The sequence below is a fragment of the Geomonas sp. genome, from assembly GCF_035254065.1.
In the GTDB taxonomy this organism is placed as follows: domain Bacteria; phylum Desulfobacterota; class Desulfuromonadia; order Geobacterales; family Geobacteraceae; genus Geomonas.
The window spans coordinates 1-19,271 of sequence record NZ_DATFBA010000091.1 but is presented as its reverse complement, the minus strand read 5'-3'; the positions used below and the strand labels follow the sequence as shown (position 1 = coordinate 19,271).

Sequence of the window (19,271 nt, the reverse complement as noted above, 5' to 3'; positions counted from 1 at the left end):
AGGCCCGCGAGATGATCGCCGAGGTCCGGGCGGTGGTGGAAGGGCTTAAGGAGGAGATGCGCGGCTAGCGGATCTTCTGAGATTTGACGATAAAAGGGGGCTCCGGCATCTAACGGCCGGGCCCCCGTTTGTTTTAACCTTTTTAGTGCTCACCTCCGGCCCCTTGGGAGCGGAGCAGGGGAGGGGGGTGTGGCCAGTCAACAGCCAGAAGCAAATCCCCCCTGTCCCCCCTTTATCAAGGGGGGGACCTGACTGAGAGGCTCTCCTCTCGTTCCCTCCCCTTCAAGGGGAGGGACAGGGTGAGGATGGGTTCGGGTCACTTCTTGAGCTTCGTTGCTATCGAGCTGATGACGTGGTAGGCGTCGTTGATGGCGGTGTGGATCAGGTTCGGATGCCGCTCCTCCTGGATGGACCCCTTGGTGATCTTCATGTAGGAGGGGGAGATGGCGCCCCCTATCACGTAGACCCCTTTCCTGGTGGACTCGAACTCGGAGGTGAGCAAGAGCAGGCGATCGCCTTCCTTGGCCACCTGGCAGACCCCCTCCGCGCAGGCGATGGTCTGCACCCCGATCTTGTCAAAGGTGGAGGTCGGTCCTTGGCTACCGATGCAGGCGATCACGTTCTTCATCGGGAAGCTCATGGCGTTATAGCGCTCGATCCCCCCCGGCAGTTCGTGGACCGCTACCCGGATAACCAGCCGGTCCACACCCTCGTCGTCCACCTCACCGATCCTGGGCGTCGCTCCCGGCAACAGCCTGATGTTGCCACCCAGCAGTATCTCCTCGCCTAACCGCTGCGCGGTCTCCTTGTTGACGTCAAAGGTCTCCGCCACGTGCGCCCAATAGACCGGTTCCTTGTCGTTGGCGCTCCGCTTGGCCTTCAGGATGGAGATGATCACGTCCGCCGCGCTGTTGCCGCCGCCGATCACCAGGGTCCTAAGCCCGACGTACTTCTTGGGATCGTCCAGCGACTTGGCCACCATCTTGGCGTCGCCGTAGACGGAAAGCTCCTTGGGGATGGAACTGCCGAAGGCCAGCAGGATCTTTCTGGCCAGGAAGGTCCCCTTGGTGGTGATGACCCTTTGATGGTCGCGGGCAGTCTCGATGTTCTCGAACTGCGTCTCGGTAACCACGTTGAGCCCCTCGTGCTGGACGAAGTGCTGCACGTACTGGATGTACTTTTCCACGGTGACCGGCTTGTCGGGCGGCCGCAGTTCCTCGACCATGAACGGCTCAGGATCGTCCTTGGGTTTGGAAGGGTAGACGTTCTTCCCTTCCGGGTAGGTGGTGGATATGCCGTGGAAGACGGCCTTCCCTGATTCAATCAGCAGATGGGATAGTCCCTGCTTGTGACAGAGGTACGCTGCGGCTATTCCGCCCGGGCCCCCTCCAACAATAATCACATCGTAAATCTGATCCATATTCGGTTTCTCCTGGTTCTGTAGCGAAGGCACTGATGGGCCAAATGTTCATTCGTCTAAACTATACACGCTTCGGCTGCCTATTCCAAGACAAAGGGGGGGGATGGGGCAGGGGAGTGCCGCGGGATTGCTGGACAATTTGCTGCGCAGGGCGTGGAGCGGTGGCCGGACGGAGTCGGTCACCAAGCGAATTTTGCGGTAATTTCGGGGGTTGCCTTGGCAAACCGTGCACATCGGGTACTATTTACCCAGTTGAAATCAATCAGCTGATCGTAAAAAAGGAGGACGTGTTATGGCACAAAGAGAAAGCAACCGCGTAATGGTTGGGGCGATGATGCTGGTGGTCGGTGGCCTCCTTGGCGCCGGCGTCGCTCTCCTGTACGCTCCCCAAAGCGGCGAGAAGACCCGCAGGGACCTGAACCGCTACGGGAAGAAGCTGCGCAGGAAGGGACGTGACGCCGTCGAGGCCGTGGAGGAGTTCTCCGAGCACGTGACCGACATGGCCGAATCGGTCGGCGAGCGGGCGGCGGATATCCTTGAGCGTGGTAAGGATATGGCTTACGGCGCCAAGAAGGGCCTTTTGAAGGCTATTGAAGAAGGGGAAAGCCGGCTGGAGAAACAGCGTAACCGGCTGATGAAGATGATTGGCTAGGGAGCCTGCGGGGCATGCAGGGTGATGTCACCGTACCATGCGGTGACCTCGTCCTTGGTGTCGTCGGTATCGGTCATGATGGCAACCCCCCCCATAAGGGGGGGCTCTTCTCCAAAAATCCTCTTGTAGTCCTCGTAGATGTTCCGCTGCTCACTCACCCATTTGCCGGCTTTCTCATCCCCGCTTTCCACCGCGATGATCATCGAGTTCTTGGTGTAGGGGCTGGGCGCTTCGCTCCCTTGGGGCATCTTGCTCGCCCACACGTAGTTGATGGCCCGCATCCGCCAGAAGAAGGTGCGGGGGAAGATCACGTAGACCCGGGCGGCGAAGTCGTCGCCGCTCTTCTTCTTGATGTCCTCCCCCTTGAGGGTGTGGTCGACCTTCCAGTTCCAGGTGATGATCGGGTACTTGTGGACGTCGACCGAGAGCTCCTTGATCTTCCCCGAGGCGGCCTTGACGCTATGGGCCTTCAGCGCCCCGTCCTCCAGGGTATAGCTGACACTCCCCTTGTAGCCCTTGTCGGTCCAACCGGAGAGGTCCGAGGCGCTGAAGCGTCCGATCTGCAGTTCCTGCGGCGAACCGGCGGTGGTTGTCAGGAGGGCGGCTGCGAGCAGGAGTTGGCTGAGCATCTCTCTATCAGATCCCCTTGCCGGTCAGCCTGACCAGCGCCTCCATGTACTTCTCGGCGGTCTTCTGCACGATATCCGCCGGCAGCGGCGGTGCCGGAGCGGTCTTGTTCCAGTCCAGGGTCTCCAGGTAGTCGCGCAGGAACTGCTTGTCGAAGGAGGGCTGGGGGCCGCCCGGCTGGTAGCTGTCCTTGGGCCAGAAGCGGCTGGAGTCCGGGGTCATGCACTCGTCGATGATGATCAGCTCGCCCTGGTAGATGCCGTACTCGAACTTGGTGTCGGCGATGATGATCCCTTTCTGATCGGCGATGTCACGCGCCTTCTCGTAGATGGCGAGGGTTACTTCGCGCACCTTCTCGCTGATCTCCTGCCCGCACAGCTTGGCCATCTCCTCGAAGGAGATGTTCTCGTCGTGGGTGCCGAGCTCGGCCTTGGTGGAGGGGGTGAAGATAGGCTGCGGGAGACGGTCGGACTCCTTCAGGCCTGCCGGGAGCTCGATGCCGCAGATCTTGCCGGTCTGCTGGTAGTCCTTCCAGCCGCTGCCGGAGATGTAGCCGCGCACGATGCACTCGGCCGCCAGCGGGGAGGCCTTCTTGACCAGCATGGAGCGGCCGGCCAGGACGTCGGCGTAGGGCTGGCACTCCTTCGGGAAATCGGCCACCTCGGTGGAGATGATGTGGTTCTTGATGATCCCCTCCATCTGGCGGAACCAGAAGGCGGAGATCTGGGTCAGCACGTACCCCTTGTTGGGGATCCCTTCGTTCATGATGACGTCGAAGGCCGATATCCTGTCGGTGGTGACGATGAGAAGCGCCTCGCCCAGGTCGTAGATGTCGCGCACTTTGCCGCGGGCGGCGAGCTTCAGTCCGGGGAACTCCGTGGTAAGCACCGGTTTCGTCATAGCTATCTCTCCTTTGTTAATCGTTGTATCAGTTGACGAGAAAAGTGAAAGGTGAAGGGGCTTTTCGCACCCTTCACCTCGCATCAGGTTACTATCGGTTTGTGAAGATCACTGCCGGTTTCCGGCTACTCCCCCATGATTGCCGGGTTGACCTCGATCTTGGCCTTGGATTTGAGATCCTTCAGCCAGGCAGCCATGGCATCCTGCTGCTTCTTGGGAAGCAGGCTCTGCCTGATGGCTTCCTTGCTCTTGGCGAGCTCGGTGGTCGGTGCCTCGATCCGGTGCTTGAGCTTCACCGCGTACCAGCGGTCGCCGACCTTGACCACCTTCTTGGCCACCGGAGCGGCGCTGGTCAGGGCGAAGGCCTGGTCCATCAGCTCGGGGGATGCGCCGATGCTGGGGATGGTCCCCTGGGCGTTGTAGCCGAAAGCGCCGGTGTCCTTTGTCGCAACGCCACCCTTGGCGAGCTGGCCAAGGGCCTCTTCGGCCTTCTTCTTGGCAACCTCGGCCGCTTTGGCCTCCAGCGCCTTCGCTTCTACCTTGGCACGGATCTCGGCCAGCGGCGGCACGGCGGCCGGCTTCCTGTCCACCACCTTCAGCAGGTAGATCCCCTTGGCGGTTTCCACCGGTCCACCGAGTTCGCCCTGCTTGAGGGCGAAGGCGCGGGATACCACTTCCTTCTCGGAGACCAGGGCCGGGGCCGGAGCTGCGGCGGTAAAGAGAGCGGTCTTCTCCACCTTGGCGCCCAGGGCGGCTGCGGCGGCGTTGATGTCACCCTGGCTCTTGAACTTGTTCACCGCGTCAGCGGCCTTTTCGTAGGTCTCCTTGGCTGCTTTTTGCTTGAGGGCGTCGGCGGTTGCCTGCTCCTTGACCTTGTCGAAGGGGAGTATACCACCTTTGTCCTGGTAGCGGTCGATGTTCTTCTGGTAGTAGGCCTGTGCCTCCTCCGGGGTCACCGCCATCTTGGAGGCGAACTGGGAGGGGCTGACCACGGCATAGGCGAGGGAGACCTGCTCGGGGGTCTTGAAGTCGGCCTGGTGGTCCTGCAGGTAGACGTTCAGTTCGGCGTCGGTAAGCTTGATGCCTCCCTTGACGTCGGCCGGGGAGTAGGAGACGAACTGCAGGTCAACCTTGTCGTTTTGCTTTTTGAAGGCATCCAGGATCTCCTGGTCGGTGACCTTGGCGCCGTCCTTCACCTTGGTGCGGGCCTTCTGGATGGTGAGCTCATCCTGCTCGGCGTCCTCGAAGGCGGCAGGGGTCATCCGGTTGGATCTGAGGACCAACTGGTACTGGTCGAAGTTGAACACGCCGTCTTTCTGGAAGGCGGGGACCTTGGCGATCTCGGCGGCCACCTCGTCCTTGCCCACGTTGATTCCCATCCGCTTGGCTTGCTTGAGGATCAGCACGTTGTCGATCAGGGTGTCCAGGGTCATCTTCTTGAGACCCATCGACTTCTCCATCTCGGGGGTCAGCGAACGGCCGTAGATCTGCTCGTAGACGCCGCGGGTACGGTTGTAGGCCTGGTCGAAATCCCCCAAGGAAATCTTGGTGCCGTCCACCTTGGCTGCAAAGCTCCCTTCGCCGCGTCCCCGGTCGCCCCCTCTGCCCCAGACCAGGAAGATGGTGCCGATGAAAGAGAGAACTATCACTATGAATACTATCTTAATGACCGGAGACTCTTTGTACTTCCTCATTATGCCAAGCATTGCGGTGGAAACTCCTTTGCTATTAGGTGTATTACCGGGATTAAGACACGAGTTGCGAATAATAATATAATCTAATTGCAAAAGCAACAGGAGATTGAAAAGGTGAAATAGGGTTCTCCGCCTGGCCGCGCTGCCGGACGGGTTTTCTTTGTTGAAAGGGTGCGGGATTTCTGCTATATTTCCACCTTTGCCGGGTTTGTTGACCCGGGATGATAATTAAAGGAGTCTTACGATGCTGAAGATTTTCGATGCCCTGTTCGGCATGTTTTCTAATGACCTCGCAATAGACCTGGGTACCGCCAACACCCTGGTGTACCTCAAGGGGAAGGGTATCGTGGTGCGCGAGCCGTCGGTGGTGGCGGTGCAGCAGCTGCAGACTACCGGCCAGCAGAAGGTGCTGGCGGTCGGTATGGAGGCCAAGAAGATGCTGGGCCGCACCCCGGGCTCCATCACCGCCATCCGCCCCATGAAGGACGGCGTCATCGCCGACTTCGACATCACCGAAGAGATGCTCCGTTACTTCATCCACAAGGTCCACAACAGGAAGACCCTGGTCCGTCCCCGCATCGTCATCTGCGTCCCCTCCGGGATCACCCAGGTGGAGAAACGCGCAGTGAAGGAATCGGCCGAGTCGGCGGGCGCCCGCGAGGTCTACCTGATCGAGGAGCCGATGGCGGCCGCCATCGGGGCGGGCCTTCCCATTACCGAAGCCTCCGGCAACATGATCGTCGACATCGGCGGCGGCACCACCGAGGTGGCTGTCATCTCGCTGGCCGGCATCGTCTACACCAAGAGCGTCAGGGTGGGGGGCGACAAGATGGACGAGGCCATCGTCCAGTACATCAAGCGCAAGTACAACCTGCTGATCGGCGACCGCATGGCCGAGCTCATCAAGATCGAGATCGGCGAGGCCTACCCCGGCAACGAAGTGGTCCACATGGAGGTCAAGGGGCGCGACCTGGTCTCCGGCATCCCCAAGACCACCGAGATCGACTCCAACGAGATCCGCGAGGCGCTCTCCGAGCCGGTGACCGCCATCGTTGATGCCGTCCGCAACTGCCTGGAGCGCACCCCGCCCGAACTGGCGGCCGACCTGGTCGACAAGGGAATCGTGCTGGCCGGCGGCGGCGCGCTGCTGAGGCACCTGGACGTGCTGTTGCGCGAGGAGACCGGGCTGCCGGTGGTTACCGCCGAGGATCCCCTTTCCTGCGTCGTGCTCGGCTCCGGAAAGGTCCTCGACGAACTGGCCCTGCTCAGGAACGTTGCGGTCAGCTCCTAACTTCTCGTCGCACGTACAGGTAACCGGCCGTAGGGACCGTCATGACCAATGCCATCATGATAGACGTCGTCATCCCCGTCTGGAACAGGCCGAAAGATACCCGCAACTGCCTCGTCAACCTCATCAACAACACCCCCGACGCGCGCCTTATCATGTTCGATATCGGCAGCGATCGGGAGACCGAGAAGATGTTGCAGGAGTTTGCGGACGGCCTGGAAGAGCGGGCGCTCTTGATACGAGATGACAGCAACATCGGCTTCGTAAAGGCCGCCAACCGCGGCCTTCTGCGTTGCGATGCGCCATTCATGGCCCTGGTGCGCAACACCACCGAGGTGCCCGAGGGGTGGTTCAAGCCGCTTTTGGAGTTCGCCCACGACCATCCGGAGGCGGGGATCATGATCCCCTGTCTGAGCAAGGCCGCGGGCGAGGCGGCAGATCCCGCTCCCAGCGAGGTGGTGGCCGCTTCCTTCTCCGCCATGGTCATCACCAGAAAGGCCTTCAAGGAGATAGGCGGCCTCGACGAGGGGATGGACGGCGGGCAGTGGTGCCTGCGAGACTACACCCGGCGCGCCTGCGCCAAGGGGTATCTCACCTATCGGGTGGCTGGACCGGTGGTCGGCTACCAGGAGGAAAAACCCTTGGGGTCGGTCCGGCGTCGCGCCGAGACCCTTGAGCACAGCCGAGCCCTTTTCTCCGAGCGTTGGGGAGAGGGGGGGGACTACGTGGTGCACGTTCCCAAGGGATGCGTGGTCGAGCACCTGCGGGAAAAGCTTGGCGTGCTGGTAAAGGGGGCCCGCCACGGCGACAGTTTCCAAGTGCTACTCCCGGCGCTCCTGCACAAGGCCGCCGAACAGGAGGACCTGGGCATCCTGCACGACAGCATCAAGCTGGTGCCGCTTCCGCGTTTCGCGCTCGGTGCGACCCGCCGGCACCTGTTCGAGCGGATGATCGCCGAACGGCCGGGGAGCATCGCGGTCACCGCTGTCGACGGCATCGCCTTTCCCTGGGGCTCCAGCTATCTATCCTTCACAGAATTGACAGAGAGAATCGAGAGCCGCTCGAAAGAGCGATAGCTTACGCCCCGATATGGATTTTTCTCCCTCTCCTTCAAGGATAGGGCCGGGGTGAGGATGGGGTTCGGAATAGCAAGAAGAATATCGGCAGGAGGGTTGATGTTAGCAGAGATAAAATCGCAGCTTAAGAGCCACTGCGAGGTGATGACGGCGCTGGAAAGGGAGCTTGCTCCCGCCATTGAGAGCGCCGTTTCTCTTTTGGTTGAAGCGCTGGGGGCCGGGAACAAGGTGTTGGTGATGGGGAACGGTGGCTCGGCCGCCGATGCCCAGCATCTGGCCGCTGAGATCGTGGGGCGTTTCAAGCTGGAGCGTCGCGCCCTGCCGGCCATCGCCTTCACCACCGACACCTCCATCCTCACCGCCGTCGGCAACGACTACGGCTTCGACCGCGTCTTTTCTCGCCAGGTCGAGGCGCTGGCCGTGCCGGGCGACGTCGTGATCGGCATCTCCACCAGCGGCAACTCCCCCAACGTCCAAATCGCACTGGAAGCGGCCATCGAGAAGGGGTGCCGGACGGTGGCGCTCCTTGGCAAGGACGGCGGCTCCATCGCTAAACTGGTGGAACTCCCGCTCATCGTGCCGAGTAACGACACCCCGCGCATCCAGGAAGGGCACATCACCATCATCCATATCGTTTGCGATCTGGTGGAAAGAGCCCTCTTCACCGCGGTTTGCTAGGAGAGTCCGAGGTCATGAGCAAGAGAAGGGCGGTTTTTCTGGACAGGGACGGCACCATCAACGTCGAGGTGCAATACCTGCACAAGGTCGAGGAATTCGAGTTCATCCCCGGCGTTCCCGCCGCGCTCAAGCGGCTGAAGGAGGCAGGATTTCTCCTGGTGGTGGTCACCAACCAGTCCGGCATCGGGCGCGGTCGTTATGACGAGGCGGCGCTGGACGCCATCCATAGCCACATGCACGAGATGCTGGCCAAGGTCGGCGCCTCCATAGACGCCTGCTACTTCTGCCCCCATCATCCGGAGCACGGCAAGGGGGATTACCTGCAGGTGTGCGCCTGCCGCAAACCGTTGCCCGGCATGCTGCAACAGGCGGCAGATGACCTCGCCATTGATCTCGGCTCCTCGTTCATGATCGGTGATAAACTGGCCGACGTGGAAGCAGGCATCAATGCGGGCTGCACCTCCCTCATGGTGCTTACCGGGTACGGCAACTCCCATGCCTCCAAGCTTCCGGCGGGGATCAAGGCGTATCCTGATCTCCCGGCTGCTGTTGAAGCCATCCTGGCCCTGGAGGCCGCCGAGGCGCCGGACGCCGACTGAAGGTCCCCCTTTTGCCTGCACCACATACAACTCGATTCGCCCTGTGTACTTAGCGCAGGGCGTTTTCTTTTGATCCAAAGAGCCTTAGTGATGGCGTCCCTTAATTCCTTCTGAAAGGTCCTTACTGTGCCTAACGTCCTGCGAGCGTACACTGACATAATTCCCACCGGCGAACCTGTGATGACGCTGGTGCTGAGACAGAAGACCGGGCGTATTCCAAAAGGAAGTTACGGTTTTCTTGAGTATTACTGTACCGAGCCCGGCTGTGACTGCCGAAGGGTGACCATCCTGGTCGTGAACGAGAAGGTGAAGCAGAAAGCTGCCATTAGCTTCGGTTTTGACCAGCAAGGACCTTTTGCAGGCCCCTACCTCGACACCTCCAATCAGCAGGGACCGTATGCGGAGGACCTGTTGCACCTGTTCGTGGAAGGCCTCAACTCCGGGCCGGACCGGCTTGAGCGGTTATACCGGCACTACCTGACGGTCAGGGAAAAGGTCGAAGGGCGACCGTACGGCGGCCCCGCCTTCCCCAAACCGGGCGATCTCGTCTATCGCGCCACCGAACCACCCGATCTCGCTTCCGAGATCGAGCAATCGCTGAGAAATCTCAGTTCCGGGGGCTGGGGCGCCGGCGGTCCGAGCGGGAAGGGTGGAGTTTCCGGCATCTCCCAGCAAGGTGGGAACCTTCCTCCGAAAAGCCGTCCCTCCGCTACCAAGGTTGATGGAGCTTCCCTCGTTGAGCGCTATGTCGCTGCCGGAAACATGGGGCAGGTCGACCTACTGATCAAGCTTCACGACGACCTTCGGCAGTACCTGCTTAAAGATTCCGACAGCTGCGACGAGATCGCGGCGCTGCTTCCCCAGCTCTATCAGCAGTCTCCCCAGCCGGACGAACAGATCCAGGGCGGTTTGCACCTTTTGTTCGATTCCCTCGATATCCTCGACCAGGAAATCGAGGTTGACACCCCGGATGCCCAACGGCGGATGGAAGAGCTTCAAAAGGCGATCAACCAGCACGTCTTCGTGGAAAATGAGGACCCCGACCTGAGGGCAGCGGTGCTGAACGTCCTGGTGCAGAGCAGGGTGGAGATCCTTCCGGTCCTTAAAGGGGGGACTTCCCATCTGCTGGCTGGTTTCGGCGCGCGCACCGACCTTAACGACGGCCAGGCTGAGGAAACGCTGAGCGGGATAGCACGGAGCTTCCACTCGATAGGTGTGACCTCTCCCTTTGAAGGTGCCGAGGAATTGCTGCAACTGCTCGTGGTGGACGATGCGCCGATGCAAAATGCGTTGATCGGAGAGATGCTGCAGTCCGATGATTCCCTTTTGCGGGACATTGCGGTGCTGATGCTTTTTCACAACGAACCGGAAGTACGCCTTGGCGTCTCCGAAACAATCGCCACCGTGGAAGGGACCGCCATAACTTCCGAGAGCCTGCGCCGCCTGATCGTGTCGCGCAACTGGTTCCCCGAAGAGATCAGGAAAAATGTCGATCGCGCCATAACCAAGGCGCGAAAAGCGCGGGTAGAATGCGCCGCCCTTCCCAAACTTCCCACCTTCACGGTCTTTGCCTCCACCATTGATGGAACAGGACAGCAGTCTTTCGTGGTCGTTGCTCCCGATGGTGACGGCTTTGCCCGCTGCTTGGTAACTCTCCTACAGGGGGAGGGGATCGTCAACTCCTACGTTGCCCCCCTCAAGACCAAGTACGAGTTGGAAGAATTCCTGAAGGCGGTCAAAAAAGACCCCCACTATTTCGAGTCAAACGCTGAGCACCTCGACCTGCGAGTCTGCAACGGTCTGGCCGATGGGGGACGCGCCGGAACGGTCCCCAACGCGTGGCTGGTTCGGGTCGCCGAGCTACTTGGGCGCGACCGCTGGCGGATGATCCAGTTTGATGCGGCGAGGGAATTGCTGCTTCTGCATGAGGAGTTGGCAGAGGATAGCCCCCAGCTTCTCTCGGACCGGGAGTACGCCAATGCCATCGAGCACTCCGCATCTCTGATCGCCGATGCACCGTTTCTTTCCTCCTGGTATGAGGATGGTGAGGATATCGAACGCGTGACGGAGCAGGCCCGCAAAAACAGGGAGAGCGCAGACTCTGCCGTCGAACAGGTCCTTGACTCCGTCCTGGAGGCGCATCGTCCAATCTGGCTAGAGAGGCTGGTGGTTACGGCACTGTGGCTGAAGTCGCATCGCAAGCCGCTGATCCCCTGGCACAAGATTTACCACCTGGCACAGGCCGTGGCAGATGAAACGATATCTTTGAAGGAGATTCCCCTGATGAAGGCAGTTGCCGAGACGAGTGTGCGGAACTACCTCGCAAGCCAGACGAGGAAAGCCCCGCAGCACGGAGGCAAGCAATGACCTCCCTCTCTCCGCTATTTCTCCCCTTACTGTTCGCTACCGGCCTAGTGGCCGGATGCATCGATGCCATTGCCGGAGGAGGAGGGCTTATCACCGTCCCCGTGCTGCTTGGCATCGGTCTGCCGCCGCAGGTCGCGCTGGGCACCAACAAGCTCCAGTCCACCTTCGGCTCTGCTTCCGCCATGTTCCATTTTGTGAAGGCAGGCACCGTCAATCTGCGCGACGCTCGGCGTGGGATTTTCTGGACCGCGGTCGGTGCCGGTATCGGTGCCTACACCGTCCAGCAGATCGATCCCGGCTTCCTGAAACGTTTCATCCCGTACCTGCTTTTGGCGATCCTGGCCTACACCATCTTCACTCCGAAGCTGGGCGCGGAAGAGGTCCATCCGCGCATGCGCAAAGAGGTTTTCTACACCGTTTTCGGGCTGCTGATCGGGTTTTACGACGGCTTTCTCGGGCCAGGCACCGGTTCCTTCTGGGTGATATCGATTATGCTCGGGCTGGGGTTCGACATGCGGAAGGGGACCGGCTACACCAAGCTCTTCAACTTCGTGAGCAACATCGTGTCACTGGTGGTATTCATCGTGGGGGGAAAAGTGGTGCTGCTGGCCGGGTTGCTCATGGGGGCAGGGCAGGCGTGCGGGGCAAGGGTAGGGGCGAAGCTCGTCATCCACAAGGGGACCCGCTTCGTGCGACCGGTCTTCATCTGCTCCGTGCTGGCGGTGACTGCGAAGCTGTTTTACGATAACTATCGGTAATAATGCCACTGGCCGGGGACCAGCGGCTGCAACTCCGCGTTTTAAGCCCTCGCCCCCAGTCCCTGCCTTATATCTCCCTGATGGTCCCCGCCTCGCTGTCCGCCGACATGGAAAGCGCTTCCAGCTCGTTCTCCAGGTGGGCGACCATTTCTCCGAGTTGTTCAAGGTAGAGATCGGGGACGCCGGGGAGGCTGCGCAGGGTCGACTCCAACCGTTTTGCCGCTGAAATGCTCGCCTTGAGCGGCGCCAGCGGGTTCACTTCCTCCCGCAGGGCAGCTACTTCCTTGTACTTCTTAAGGACGGTGGGGTGGCTGCGCTCCTCCTCCACCACGCTCTTTCTGAGGTCGTCGTACTCCTCGTCGGTAAAACCCTTCTCTTCCTTTGCCTTGCGCAAAAGGTCGATGGACCGGAAGTCAGGCAACGGCTTCAACTCCTCGCGCGCGGTCAGCAGCTGCGGCTCCTCCTTCTCCATGAAGCGGTAAGCCATGGTCAGCTTCTCCGCAGTCCCGCGCTTGATCCGGATTTCCTGCACACAGTACTCCTCGAAGCTCTGGTATCCCCAGTCCCGGAAACGCCCCTTCTTGCTGACGTCGAGCAGCTTTTCGCCCAGTTCCACCCAGGACGACTTGAAGCGCTTGGCCTTGTCCAGTACCTCGTATCTCTCCGAGCCCGGCTCCACGTGTTGCATGATCTTCTCTATGTGCCGCTCGCTGGTTGATTTGGGACTATCCGACATACGTGTACCTCCGTAGTTACTGAACCTTGCTGCCCGAACATTGGAAATTAACAGAAACGGTCCTCTTTTTGAAGTTTTTTATCTTGGCTGGATCGTGGAATGGAGATAGAATTCCCGCTCGCGTCCACCTAGTTGCCATTGTTATAATGACTTCCAATGGACATATCCAATACAGAGGAGAATTACGCCATGGAGCAGCGTCTAACAGATATGGAGATGCAGATCATGCACCAGGGGCATGTCATCGATCAATTGAACGAAGTGGTGACCTTACATCAGGCCAGCATCGACAGGTTGTCCATGGAGCTCAAGCTCATCAAAGAGCATCTTAAAGGGGTGCTTTCGTCCCAGAACAGGCTGCCGTCCGAGGAAGAACCGCCGCCGCACTACTGATGCCAGGAGGAGATGAAATGAAAACTGTTATGCTGGGAGCTACCGGCTTGAGGGTACATCCACTGGTCTACGGCACCCTCCCTCTCGGCCCCCTGCAGGCAGCCGTTACCCCCGAGGAGGGAGGGCGGCTGATCCGCTATGCCCTGGAGCGTGGCGTTAACCTGCTCGATACCGCGGAAATGTACCAGACCTACCCCCACATCAGGGCCGCCCTGGACGGCTACCGCGGAGAGGTCCTGATCGCCACGAAGACCCACGCTAACACCGGGGAGCTTGCCCGTGCGCACGTGGAGCGGGCCTTGCGCGAACTCGACCGGGAATGCCTGGACCTCGTGCATCTGCACGGCGCCAGGGTTGCCGATCCCTTCACCGACCGCGCCGAGGTGGTTGCCGAGCTGGTGCGGATGAAGGAAGAGGGGAAGATCCGCCACGTCGGTCTCTCCTCCCATTTCATCAGCGCCATCCGTAAGGCCGCGGCCCATCCCGAGATAGAGGTGATCCATCCGCTCATCAACAGGACCGGCATGGGGATCATCGACGGGTCCTCCGAGGAGATGGCTGCCGCCATTGCCGAGTCTGCTGCGGCCGGAAAGGGGGTCTATGCCATGAAGGCTCTTGCGGGCGGCAATCTCATTTCCAGCGCCAGGGAGAGCATCCGCTTCGTGCTTGGCCTCACCGGCGTGCACGGCATCGCCATGGGGATGCTGTCCGAAACGGAGATCGACGGCAATGTCGCTCTCTTCGAGACCGGGGTGACCGAAACGAAACTGTGGGAAGACCTGGAAGGGAAGAGGCGAAAGTTGCGGATCATGCAGGCGTTTTGCAAGGGGTGTGGGATGTGCGTGCCTGCCTGCACCAACGATGCGTTGCAGGTAGTTGAGGGGAAGGCACAGGTTGATGAGGAGACCTGCATCCTGTGCGGCTACTGCGGCGCCGCCTGTCCGGAGTTTATCATCCGGGTCGTATAGATGATCAGCAGGAAATTGTGAGTACTCACCGTAGGGTGGGCAGCCCGTCGTTAAAGCGCGGTGGGTGATGCCCGCCTTATTTTTTGGGAAGATGTATGTTCAGGTGGTCCCGGATTAGAGGTGCAACCTGATCGGCCATGGCGTTGGCAAGATCATGCGTTCCACCATGGACGATATGCAGTTCCGACTTCGGCATAAGAGCCGCCAGCCGTTCCCCTACCAGCGGTGGACTGATGGGGTCGGCGTCACCCCAGAGAAGAAGTGTCGGTATCGTGATTGTTTCAAGCTTTTCCGTGAGATCTTCGTGATAATCGGCGAACCAACGCGGAAAGGTGGGATTGAGGGCATGAAAGCTTTCACGCCAGTCAACTGCACCGAGTTTACTGAGATCCATTCCACCCGATGTTGCTGTCAATACCAGGTGAGTAACGAGGTAAGGCTTTCTCAGAGCGCATTGAATAGCAACAACCCCACCCATCGACTGGCCTATGACAGCTGATGGCACCTCGAGTTCCTTCAGGACGAGAGATACCAGGTCCTCTATTCCATTGACATGAGGATCAGCCGCTGTCGGGCCAAATCCGGGCCACCCGATATGGACCTGCTGTGCATCACTCTTCAGCAGGTCCGCCACAGGTCGCCAAAAGTTGGTGTTGCCAGAGGCCCCCGGAAGGAATAACAGCTTCTCAGGCACCATCTGCCCCTCCTTTCCCGTCGTCAATCCACTATCACCGAGACCGGCTCACGCGAAGTCTTTGGCGTTGATCACGGTGCCGGTTCTGGTACCCGCTACGCTAGCCCGGTAGGCCTGGGCCACGCGTTCGGCCGGCATGCCGGTCGAGCTGTCCATTCCCAGCGCCTCCAGGGTCTCCTTGACCCAGGGGGGACTGACTACGTTGATCCGGATTCCCCTGGGCATCTCGAGCGCAGCCGCCCGCACGAAGCCCTCTATGCCTGCGTTGATCATGCTGATCGAGGCGCTCCCCGGCATGGGTTGATGGCTGAGGACGCCGCTGGTAAGGGTGAACGAGCCGTGGTCGTTGATGTAGTTGTAGCCGACCCGCACCAGGTTTACCTGCCCCATCAGCTTGCCGGCCAGGCCCAGTTGGAAATCTTCGTCGCTTAGTTCCGAAAGAGCTCCGAATCGTGCCACGCCGGCTGCGCAAACAAGGGCGTCGAAGTGACCGACCTCCTTGAACATCTTCTCCACCGAATCCTTGCTCGCCATATCCATTCTGAAGTCGCCTGATCTCGAAGCCACCCTTACGACTTCATACTCCGAGCTGAGCGATTTCACGACAGCTTTCCCTATGGTTCCTGTTGCTCCCACAACGATGACGCGCATGACCATTCCTCCTCTGTCTGCAAACTCGCTGCTGCAGCACTCCTGTCTTAAGGTTACTCCTTCTCACAGGTTGGAGTACACGGTCAAATAGACCTGGTTTTCGCCGCCGCTGTTGAAGCCGTGGGCGATGCCGAGTGCCGGGGTGAGCTTAGCCCAGTAGCCGAGTGTCACGTCGGTCCGCAATTCGAAACCGGCGCCGACCTTGAACCTGTTGGTGTCGTTACTGAACTGGTCGCTCCAGACTTGCCCGCCGTCCACGAAGAAGGCTCCGTGGACCTTTTCCAGGAACAGAGGAAGGGTGCCGGGACCGCGCATCGGGTCGAAGAAGGGGGCGCGGTACTCCACGGTGCCGGTGGCCACATACTTGCCGGTGCTGAAGCGATCGGGATACCCGCGCAGCGAATAGGGGTTCAGGTCGGAAGGGATACCGCCGATCTGGAAGGGTTGCTGTCCGTACTGCAGATCGCCGTAGGCCAGGCCGCCAGCCAACCGCAGGTAGAGCAGATGATGTTTCAGCGCCTCCGTAGGCATCCGCAGGTACTCGTGGTATTCGGCGCTGTATTCGGTGAGGGTCTGTTCGCTGCCGAGTATCCGGGCAAAGCGTCGGTAGGTGAGCGAGAAGTCGCGTCCTTCTTCAGAACTGATCGAGTATGGGTACTTCAGCACGTTATCGAAGGTGAAGCCGAGGAACACGTTGTTGCGCCTTCCCTGGAAGACGGGGACACCGTTGAAGGTGGAATTGGGTCGCAGCTGGCTCAGGGCCTCTTGATCGAGGATTTGGTAGCCGGCGTTGAACCGGAAACGGCGCTCCAGGAAATTGATCGGTACCGATGCCCGTGCAGTGACGGCCTTGTTCAGCTCCCAATAGTCCCCTCTGTCCTCCAGGTTGGAATACAGCAATGGCTGGATGTGGGCCAGGAGCGAGAGCGTCGGGAAGAAGTAGTCGTTGTTGTAGACGAGGTTGAAGTACCCCTTATGTCTGCCGTTGCTATAATCGACCGCCAAGCTGTAGGTGTTGTAGGAAAGGACATCGGCTCCGGCGGTGAAAACGCCGAGCACTGCTTTGTCAGAGCCGTCCCCCGAAAGGCGGGGCAGCCAGAAGTGAGGGTAAAGGGTACGCCACGGGGTGTAAGGCGTGGCTGTGGGGCCCAGCTCAGCGGACGGCGTGGCTGTTGGAGGCGGCTCAGCAGAAGTGGAGGTTGTGGGCGCCGGCTCAACGGAAGGGGAGTCCGACCCTGCACCTTTGACGGCTGTGGCGGCTGCCTCGCTGGTCGAGGTGCCTGCTGGCGCAGCTATGGTGTCCGGCTGTGAGGGGGGAGCCGGAAGGTCGCGTAACAACGGCAGCGATGGGCCAGGCGTCGATGACCATTTCGACCTGTCGAGGGTCAGTTCTGCGATATAGAAGCCGTGCGACGTGTAACTGGCGAGGGCTACGCTGCGGCCGTCTGGGGAGGGTGCGGGCTGCCAGGCGCCGGCCAGAAGGTGGCTTACCTGGTACTTCTTCCCTTCCTTGAGGTCATAGGCGAAGAGGTTGAAAACGCCGGTTTCATCCGAGATGTAGAAAATCGAGGAACCGTCCTGCGACCAGATAGGGTAATCCAGGATGTTTGGCGCCCGCAGCACTGTCCGATCCTTGCCGGAGGCAGGCTCATGTATCCGGATTGAGCTGTATCCGGCGTTATCGCGCAACGCGTAGCACACGGCCTGTCCATCCGGTGACCAGTGTGGCGAGGATACCCGCTGGAGCTGATAGGTGGTGACCGGCTTGGGACGGGCAGCCTTCCCTTTCTGGCTCGCGCTAAGCAGTGCAAGGTTTTGACTGCCGCGCGAGGTGATCACGCCAGCGAAGAGCTTGCCGTCCGGTGAAAGGTCGACGTCGCTGAACCGTTGCCTGTAGGTGAGCCTGGTCACCGAGTCGGCGGAGAGGTCGTAGGCGTAGAGATCCTGGTAAGCGTCATAGGAGCGGTAGATCTCCGTCTGGGTGAAGAAAATCTTCTTGCCGTCCGGGGACCAGGTGATGCTGCCGTCCGAGTAGCGTCGGCGGAACTGGGCCACTTCTTTGCCGGCGCGATCGGTCACCAGCACAGTGGTATGGTCGTTGGGATCCTCGCGGATGAAGGCAAGGCGGGCGCCATCAGGCGAGAAACGGGGATGGGTCAGGTTCTCACCCTGTCTTGAAATGGCGGTCAAGGGGGTGAAGGGCGCCGTGGAGAGGATGGCGATCTTCCGCGCCTGTTCCCCCTTCATCGCGGCCACCATGTCCGTGTACAGTTCCCGATAGCTCCGGCCGGTCAGCTCCTGGGGAGGCGTGTTGATGAAGTAGGGGAAGCGGCCGGAATGCGCGATGCTCAGCTTGCCAAGGGTCTCTTTGCCGTAGGTGTCGGCGATGTACCGCTGCAGGCGGTAGCCGAACAGGTAGGGGAGGTCGCCGTCCGGCCAGTACGGCACGTCGCCGTTGATCTCGTCCACCCGGGGGATGTGGTTTTCGGCCACCGCCGTCCGGAAGACCATGTCGAAGTAACTACCCTTGCCGCGCCCCCCTCCGGTGAAGTTGCTTTCCGACCAGGTCGCCATCCCTTCGTGCCACCAGCGGGGCATGAAGGTGTTGGCGGGGGCAGTCACCAGGAACATCAGCTCGGTGAATGGGTCCCCTATCCAGGGAAGTGGCTTGCCAAGGATCTTGCGGGTCCACTTCCAGTAGCCGCGGGCAGGGTCGGAGGTGAGGATATGGGCGTACTCGTGGGTGATCAGGGACCTCAGCCAGTCGTCGTACTCCCCCAGGCCGGAAGCAAGCGACGGCGGAGCGATCTGAAGGTAGATGGTGTTGTAGGGAATGGTGACGGCGAGCCCGTTATTGAAATCGCTGTCGTCTATCAGCACCACCTGGGTTTTTTCGGCAGGTTGCCAGAGAAACTCCTCGACCATTTTGGCGTGCGCCTCTTCCGCCATCAGCGAGGTTTTGCGGGCCACCTCCTCCAGTCCCTGGTGGAAATGGATCGAGAAGTGCGGGGTCTCAATGGTGGAGAATTTGAAGGAGGTGTCATGGGTGGCCGCCTGGACTGAGGTGGCAACAACGACCAGCAAGATCATGGCGAAGACGACAGCTCTCATGTATTCCTCTCGACCGGTGGTTGCTGCGGGCTTGACCGGCTGGTATGGGCAACCGGTAGCGTTGGGCTGATTGGATTTTGGTGATCTGAGGTACTTGCCGACAGGTTAGCAAGTGGCTGTTTATACAACAGGGAGCGGGTTGGAGACAAGGTGAATCGAACGCCTGCGGCGGCAGTAACTGCGAGGGGGCGAGACGGAAGCTCCTTTGCCAACCGAATAAGAACGGGCCGGTACAGGTGGCGTCCAGCAGGCTAGTGACAGGAAGTATTCGAGGGGGGAAGAAAAAGGACTGTTAGCACTTTGGGGATGGAAAGGGGAGATATCTGCCGCGGTGGAGCTGGCCTCAGCGGTAACGGACGGGGCGGAGCGGCTAGCGCAGCTGTTTTCCCGCCGCGGCCTCCCACGCTTCCTTGGGAATGGTGAGAAAGACGTCGACCAGGGATGGGTCGAACTGGCCGCCGCTGCATTGGATGACTTCAGCGCGGACGTCCTCGTAGGTGAGTGCTTTGCGGTAGGGACGGTCGGATGTCATGGCGTCGAGGGTATCTACCAGGGCGAAGATCCGGGCGCTGATGGGGATCTCTTCGCCTCGCAGTCCATGGGGGTAACCGCTGCCGTCGTAACATTCATGGTGGGAAAGCACCAGTTGAGCGGCTTCT

The 19,271-nt window shown here is 60.3% G+C and carries 18 protein-coding genes; 9 read left to right on the top strand and 9 right to left on the bottom strand.

The window, feature by feature from the left end:
* Window positions 1-316 precede the first annotated feature (316 nt).
* Window positions 317-1,420 carry an NAD(P)-binding domain-containing protein gene (locus VJ604_RS04755; protein ID WP_324080236.1) on the bottom strand — a complete coding sequence of 368 codons (1,104 nt, stop codon included), beginning with the start codon at window positions 1,418-1,420 and terminating at the stop codon, window positions 317-319.
* 292 nt (window positions 1,421-1,712) lie between these two features.
* On the opposite strand from VJ604_RS04755, the gene VJ604_RS04750 reads away from it, so the two are divergent.
* Window positions 1,713-2,072, top strand: a complete 360-nt coding sequence (locus VJ604_RS04750) for a YtxH domain-containing protein (RefSeq protein ID WP_324080235.1) — start codon at window positions 1,713-1,715, stop codon at window positions 2,070-2,072.
* Here VJ604_RS04750 and VJ604_RS04745 read toward each other — a convergent pair.
* From VJ604_RS04745 to VJ604_RS04735, 3 genes are all read right to left on the bottom strand, one after another.
* Window positions 2,069-2,701 carry a DUF3047 domain-containing protein gene (locus VJ604_RS04745; RefSeq protein WP_324080234.1) on the bottom strand — a complete coding sequence of 211 codons (633 nt, stop codon included), beginning with the start codon at window positions 2,699-2,701 and terminating at the stop codon, window positions 2,069-2,071. The genes VJ604_RS04750 and VJ604_RS04745 overlap by 4 nt on opposite strands.
* A 7-nt stretch (window positions 2,702-2,708) precedes the next feature.
* Entirely contained in the window at window positions 2,709-3,599 is an 891-nt protein-coding gene (locus tag VJ604_RS04740; protein ID WP_324080233.1) for a phosphoribosylaminoimidazolesuccinocarboxamide synthase, read from the bottom strand.
* A 125-nt stretch (window positions 3,600-3,724) separates the two neighbouring features.
* On the bottom strand, window positions 3,725-5,305 hold the full coding sequence (locus tag VJ604_RS04735) for a SurA N-terminal domain-containing protein (RefSeq protein WP_324080232.1): 1,581 nt from the start codon (window positions 5,303-5,305) through the stop codon (window positions 3,725-3,727).
* Window positions 5,306-5,537: 232 nt separating this feature from the next.
* On the opposite strand from VJ604_RS04735, the gene VJ604_RS04730 reads away from it, so the two are divergent.
* The 6 genes from VJ604_RS04730 to VJ604_RS04705 all read left to right on the top strand — a co-directional run bounded on the left by VJ604_RS04730 (window position 5,538) and on the right by VJ604_RS04705 (window position 12,059).
* A complete protein-coding gene (locus tag VJ604_RS04730) occupies window positions 5,538-6,584 on the top strand; it encodes a rod shape-determining protein MreB (protein ID WP_324080231.1) in 1,047 nt (348 codons plus the stop codon).
* A gap of 41 nt (window positions 6,585-6,625) precedes the next feature.
* Entirely contained in the window at window positions 6,626-7,657 is a 1,032-nt protein-coding gene (locus tag VJ604_RS04725; protein WP_324080230.1) for a glycosyltransferase, read from the top strand.
* A gap of 99 nt (window positions 7,658-7,756) precedes the next feature.
* Entirely contained in the window at window positions 7,757-8,335 is a 579-nt protein-coding gene (gmhA, locus tag VJ604_RS04720; RefSeq protein ID WP_324080229.1) for a D-sedoheptulose 7-phosphate isomerase, read from the top strand.
* A gap of 14 nt (window positions 8,336-8,349) precedes the next feature.
* A complete protein-coding gene (gene gmhB, locus VJ604_RS04715; RefSeq protein ID WP_324080228.1) occupies window positions 8,350-8,934 on the top strand; it encodes a D-glycero-beta-D-manno-heptose 1,7-bisphosphate 7-phosphatase in 585 nt (194 codons plus the stop codon).
* 279 nt (window positions 8,935-9,213) lie between these two features.
* Complete coding sequence (locus tag VJ604_RS04710) at window positions 9,214-11,301, top strand: Y4lR C-terminal helical domain-containing protein (RefSeq protein WP_324080227.1); 2,088 nt, start codon at window positions 9,214-9,216, stop codon at window positions 11,299-11,301.
* Entirely contained in the window at window positions 11,298-12,059 is a 762-nt protein-coding gene (locus VJ604_RS04705) for a TSUP family transporter (protein ID WP_324080226.1), read from the top strand. Before VJ604_RS04710 ends, VJ604_RS04705 begins: the two co-directional genes overlap by 4 nt.
* Window positions 12,060-12,126: 67 nt before the next feature.
* Here VJ604_RS04705 and VJ604_RS04700 read toward each other — a convergent pair whose 3' ends face one another.
* Window positions 12,127-12,795, bottom strand: coding sequence for a hypothetical protein (locus VJ604_RS04700; RefSeq protein ID WP_324080225.1), 669 nt, complete (start codon window positions 12,793-12,795; stop codon window positions 12,127-12,129).
* Window positions 12,796-12,984: 189 nt separating this feature from the next.
* On the opposite strand from VJ604_RS04700, the gene VJ604_RS04695 reads away from it, so the two are divergent.
* Window positions 12,985-13,188 (top strand): SlyX family protein, encoded by a 204-nt coding sequence (locus VJ604_RS04695; protein WP_324080224.1) that lies wholly within the window; start codon window positions 12,985-12,987, stop codon window positions 13,186-13,188.
* Between the two features lie 17 nt (window positions 13,189-13,205).
* Window positions 13,206-14,156 carry an aldo/keto reductase gene (locus tag VJ604_RS04690; RefSeq protein ID WP_324080223.1) on the top strand — a complete coding sequence of 317 codons (951 nt, stop codon included), beginning with the start codon at window positions 13,206-13,208 and terminating at the stop codon, window positions 14,154-14,156.
* Between the two features lie 76 nt (window positions 14,157-14,232).
* Here VJ604_RS04690 and VJ604_RS04685 read toward each other — a convergent pair whose 3' ends face one another.
* The 4 genes from VJ604_RS04685 to VJ604_RS04670 all read right to left on the bottom strand — a co-directional run.
* On the bottom strand, window positions 14,233-14,853 hold the full coding sequence (locus VJ604_RS04685) for an alpha/beta fold hydrolase (RefSeq protein WP_324080222.1): 621 nt from the start codon (window positions 14,851-14,853) through the stop codon (window positions 14,233-14,235).
* A gap of 45 nt (window positions 14,854-14,898) precedes the next feature.
* On the bottom strand, window positions 14,899-15,501 hold the full coding sequence (locus VJ604_RS04680; protein ID WP_324080221.1) for a short chain dehydrogenase: 603 nt from the start codon (window positions 15,499-15,501) through the stop codon (window positions 14,899-14,901).
* Window positions 15,502-15,564: 63 nt separating this feature from the next.
* Entirely contained in the window at window positions 15,565-18,612 is a 3,048-nt protein-coding gene (locus tag VJ604_RS04675; RefSeq protein ID WP_324080220.1) for a peptidase S9, read from the bottom strand.
* 370 nt (window positions 18,613-18,982) lie between these two features.
* Window positions 18,983-19,271 (bottom strand): HD-GYP domain-containing protein (locus tag VJ604_RS04670; protein WP_324080219.1); only part of this gene is annotated, 289 nt, incomplete at its 5' end.

Coding starts and splice junctions, on each gene's coding strand:
- VJ604_RS04700 (WP_324080225.1), bottom strand. CDS start 12,795: ATGTCGGATAGTCCCAAATCAACCAGCGAGCGGCACATAGAGAAGATC.
- VJ604_RS04675 (WP_324080220.1), bottom strand. CDS start 18,612: ATGAGAGCTGTCGTCTTCGCCATGATCTTGCTGGTCGTTGTTGCCACC.
- VJ604_RS04685 (WP_324080222.1), bottom strand. CDS start 14,853: ATGGTGCCTGAGAAGCTGTTATTCCTTCCGGGGGCCTCTGGCAACACC.
- VJ604_RS04705 (WP_324080226.1), top strand. CDS start 11,298: ATGACCTCCCTCTCTCCGCTATTTCTCCCCTTACTGTTCGCTACCGGC.
- VJ604_RS04740 (WP_324080233.1), bottom strand. CDS start 3,599: ATGACGAAACCGGTGCTTACCACGGAGTTCCCCGGACTGAAGCTCGCC.
- VJ604_RS04680 (WP_324080221.1), bottom strand. CDS start 15,501: ATGCGCGTCATCGTTGTGGGAGCAACAGGAACCATAGGGAAAGCTGTC.
- VJ604_RS04695 (WP_324080224.1), top strand. CDS start 12,985: ATGGAGCAGCGTCTAACAGATATGGAGATGCAGATCATGCACCAGGGG.
- VJ604_RS04750 (WP_324080235.1), top strand. CDS start 1,713: ATGGCACAAAGAGAAAGCAACCGCGTAATGGTTGGGGCGATGATGCTG.
- VJ604_RS04730 (WP_324080231.1), top strand. CDS start 5,538: ATGCTGAAGATTTTCGATGCCCTGTTCGGCATGTTTTCTAATGACCTC.
- VJ604_RS04690 (WP_324080223.1), top strand. CDS start 13,206: ATGAAAACTGTTATGCTGGGAGCTACCGGCTTGAGGGTACATCCACTG.
- VJ604_RS04755 (WP_324080236.1), bottom strand. CDS start 1,420: ATGGATCAGATTTACGATGTGATTATTGTTGGAGGGGGCCCGGGCGGA.
- VJ604_RS04725 (WP_324080230.1), top strand. CDS start 6,626: ATGACCAATGCCATCATGATAGACGTCGTCATCCCCGTCTGGAACAGG.
- VJ604_RS04745 (WP_324080234.1), bottom strand. CDS start 2,701: ATGCTCAGCCAACTCCTGCTCGCAGCCGCCCTCCTGACAACCACCGCC.
- VJ604_RS04735 (WP_324080232.1), bottom strand. CDS start 5,305: ATGCTTGGCATAATGAGGAAGTACAAAGAGTCTCCGGTCATTAAGATA.
- gmhB (WP_324080228.1), top strand. CDS start 8,350: ATGAGCAAGAGAAGGGCGGTTTTTCTGGACAGGGACGGCACCATCAAC.
- gmhA (WP_324080229.1), top strand. CDS start 7,757: ATGTTAGCAGAGATAAAATCGCAGCTTAAGAGCCACTGCGAGGTGATG.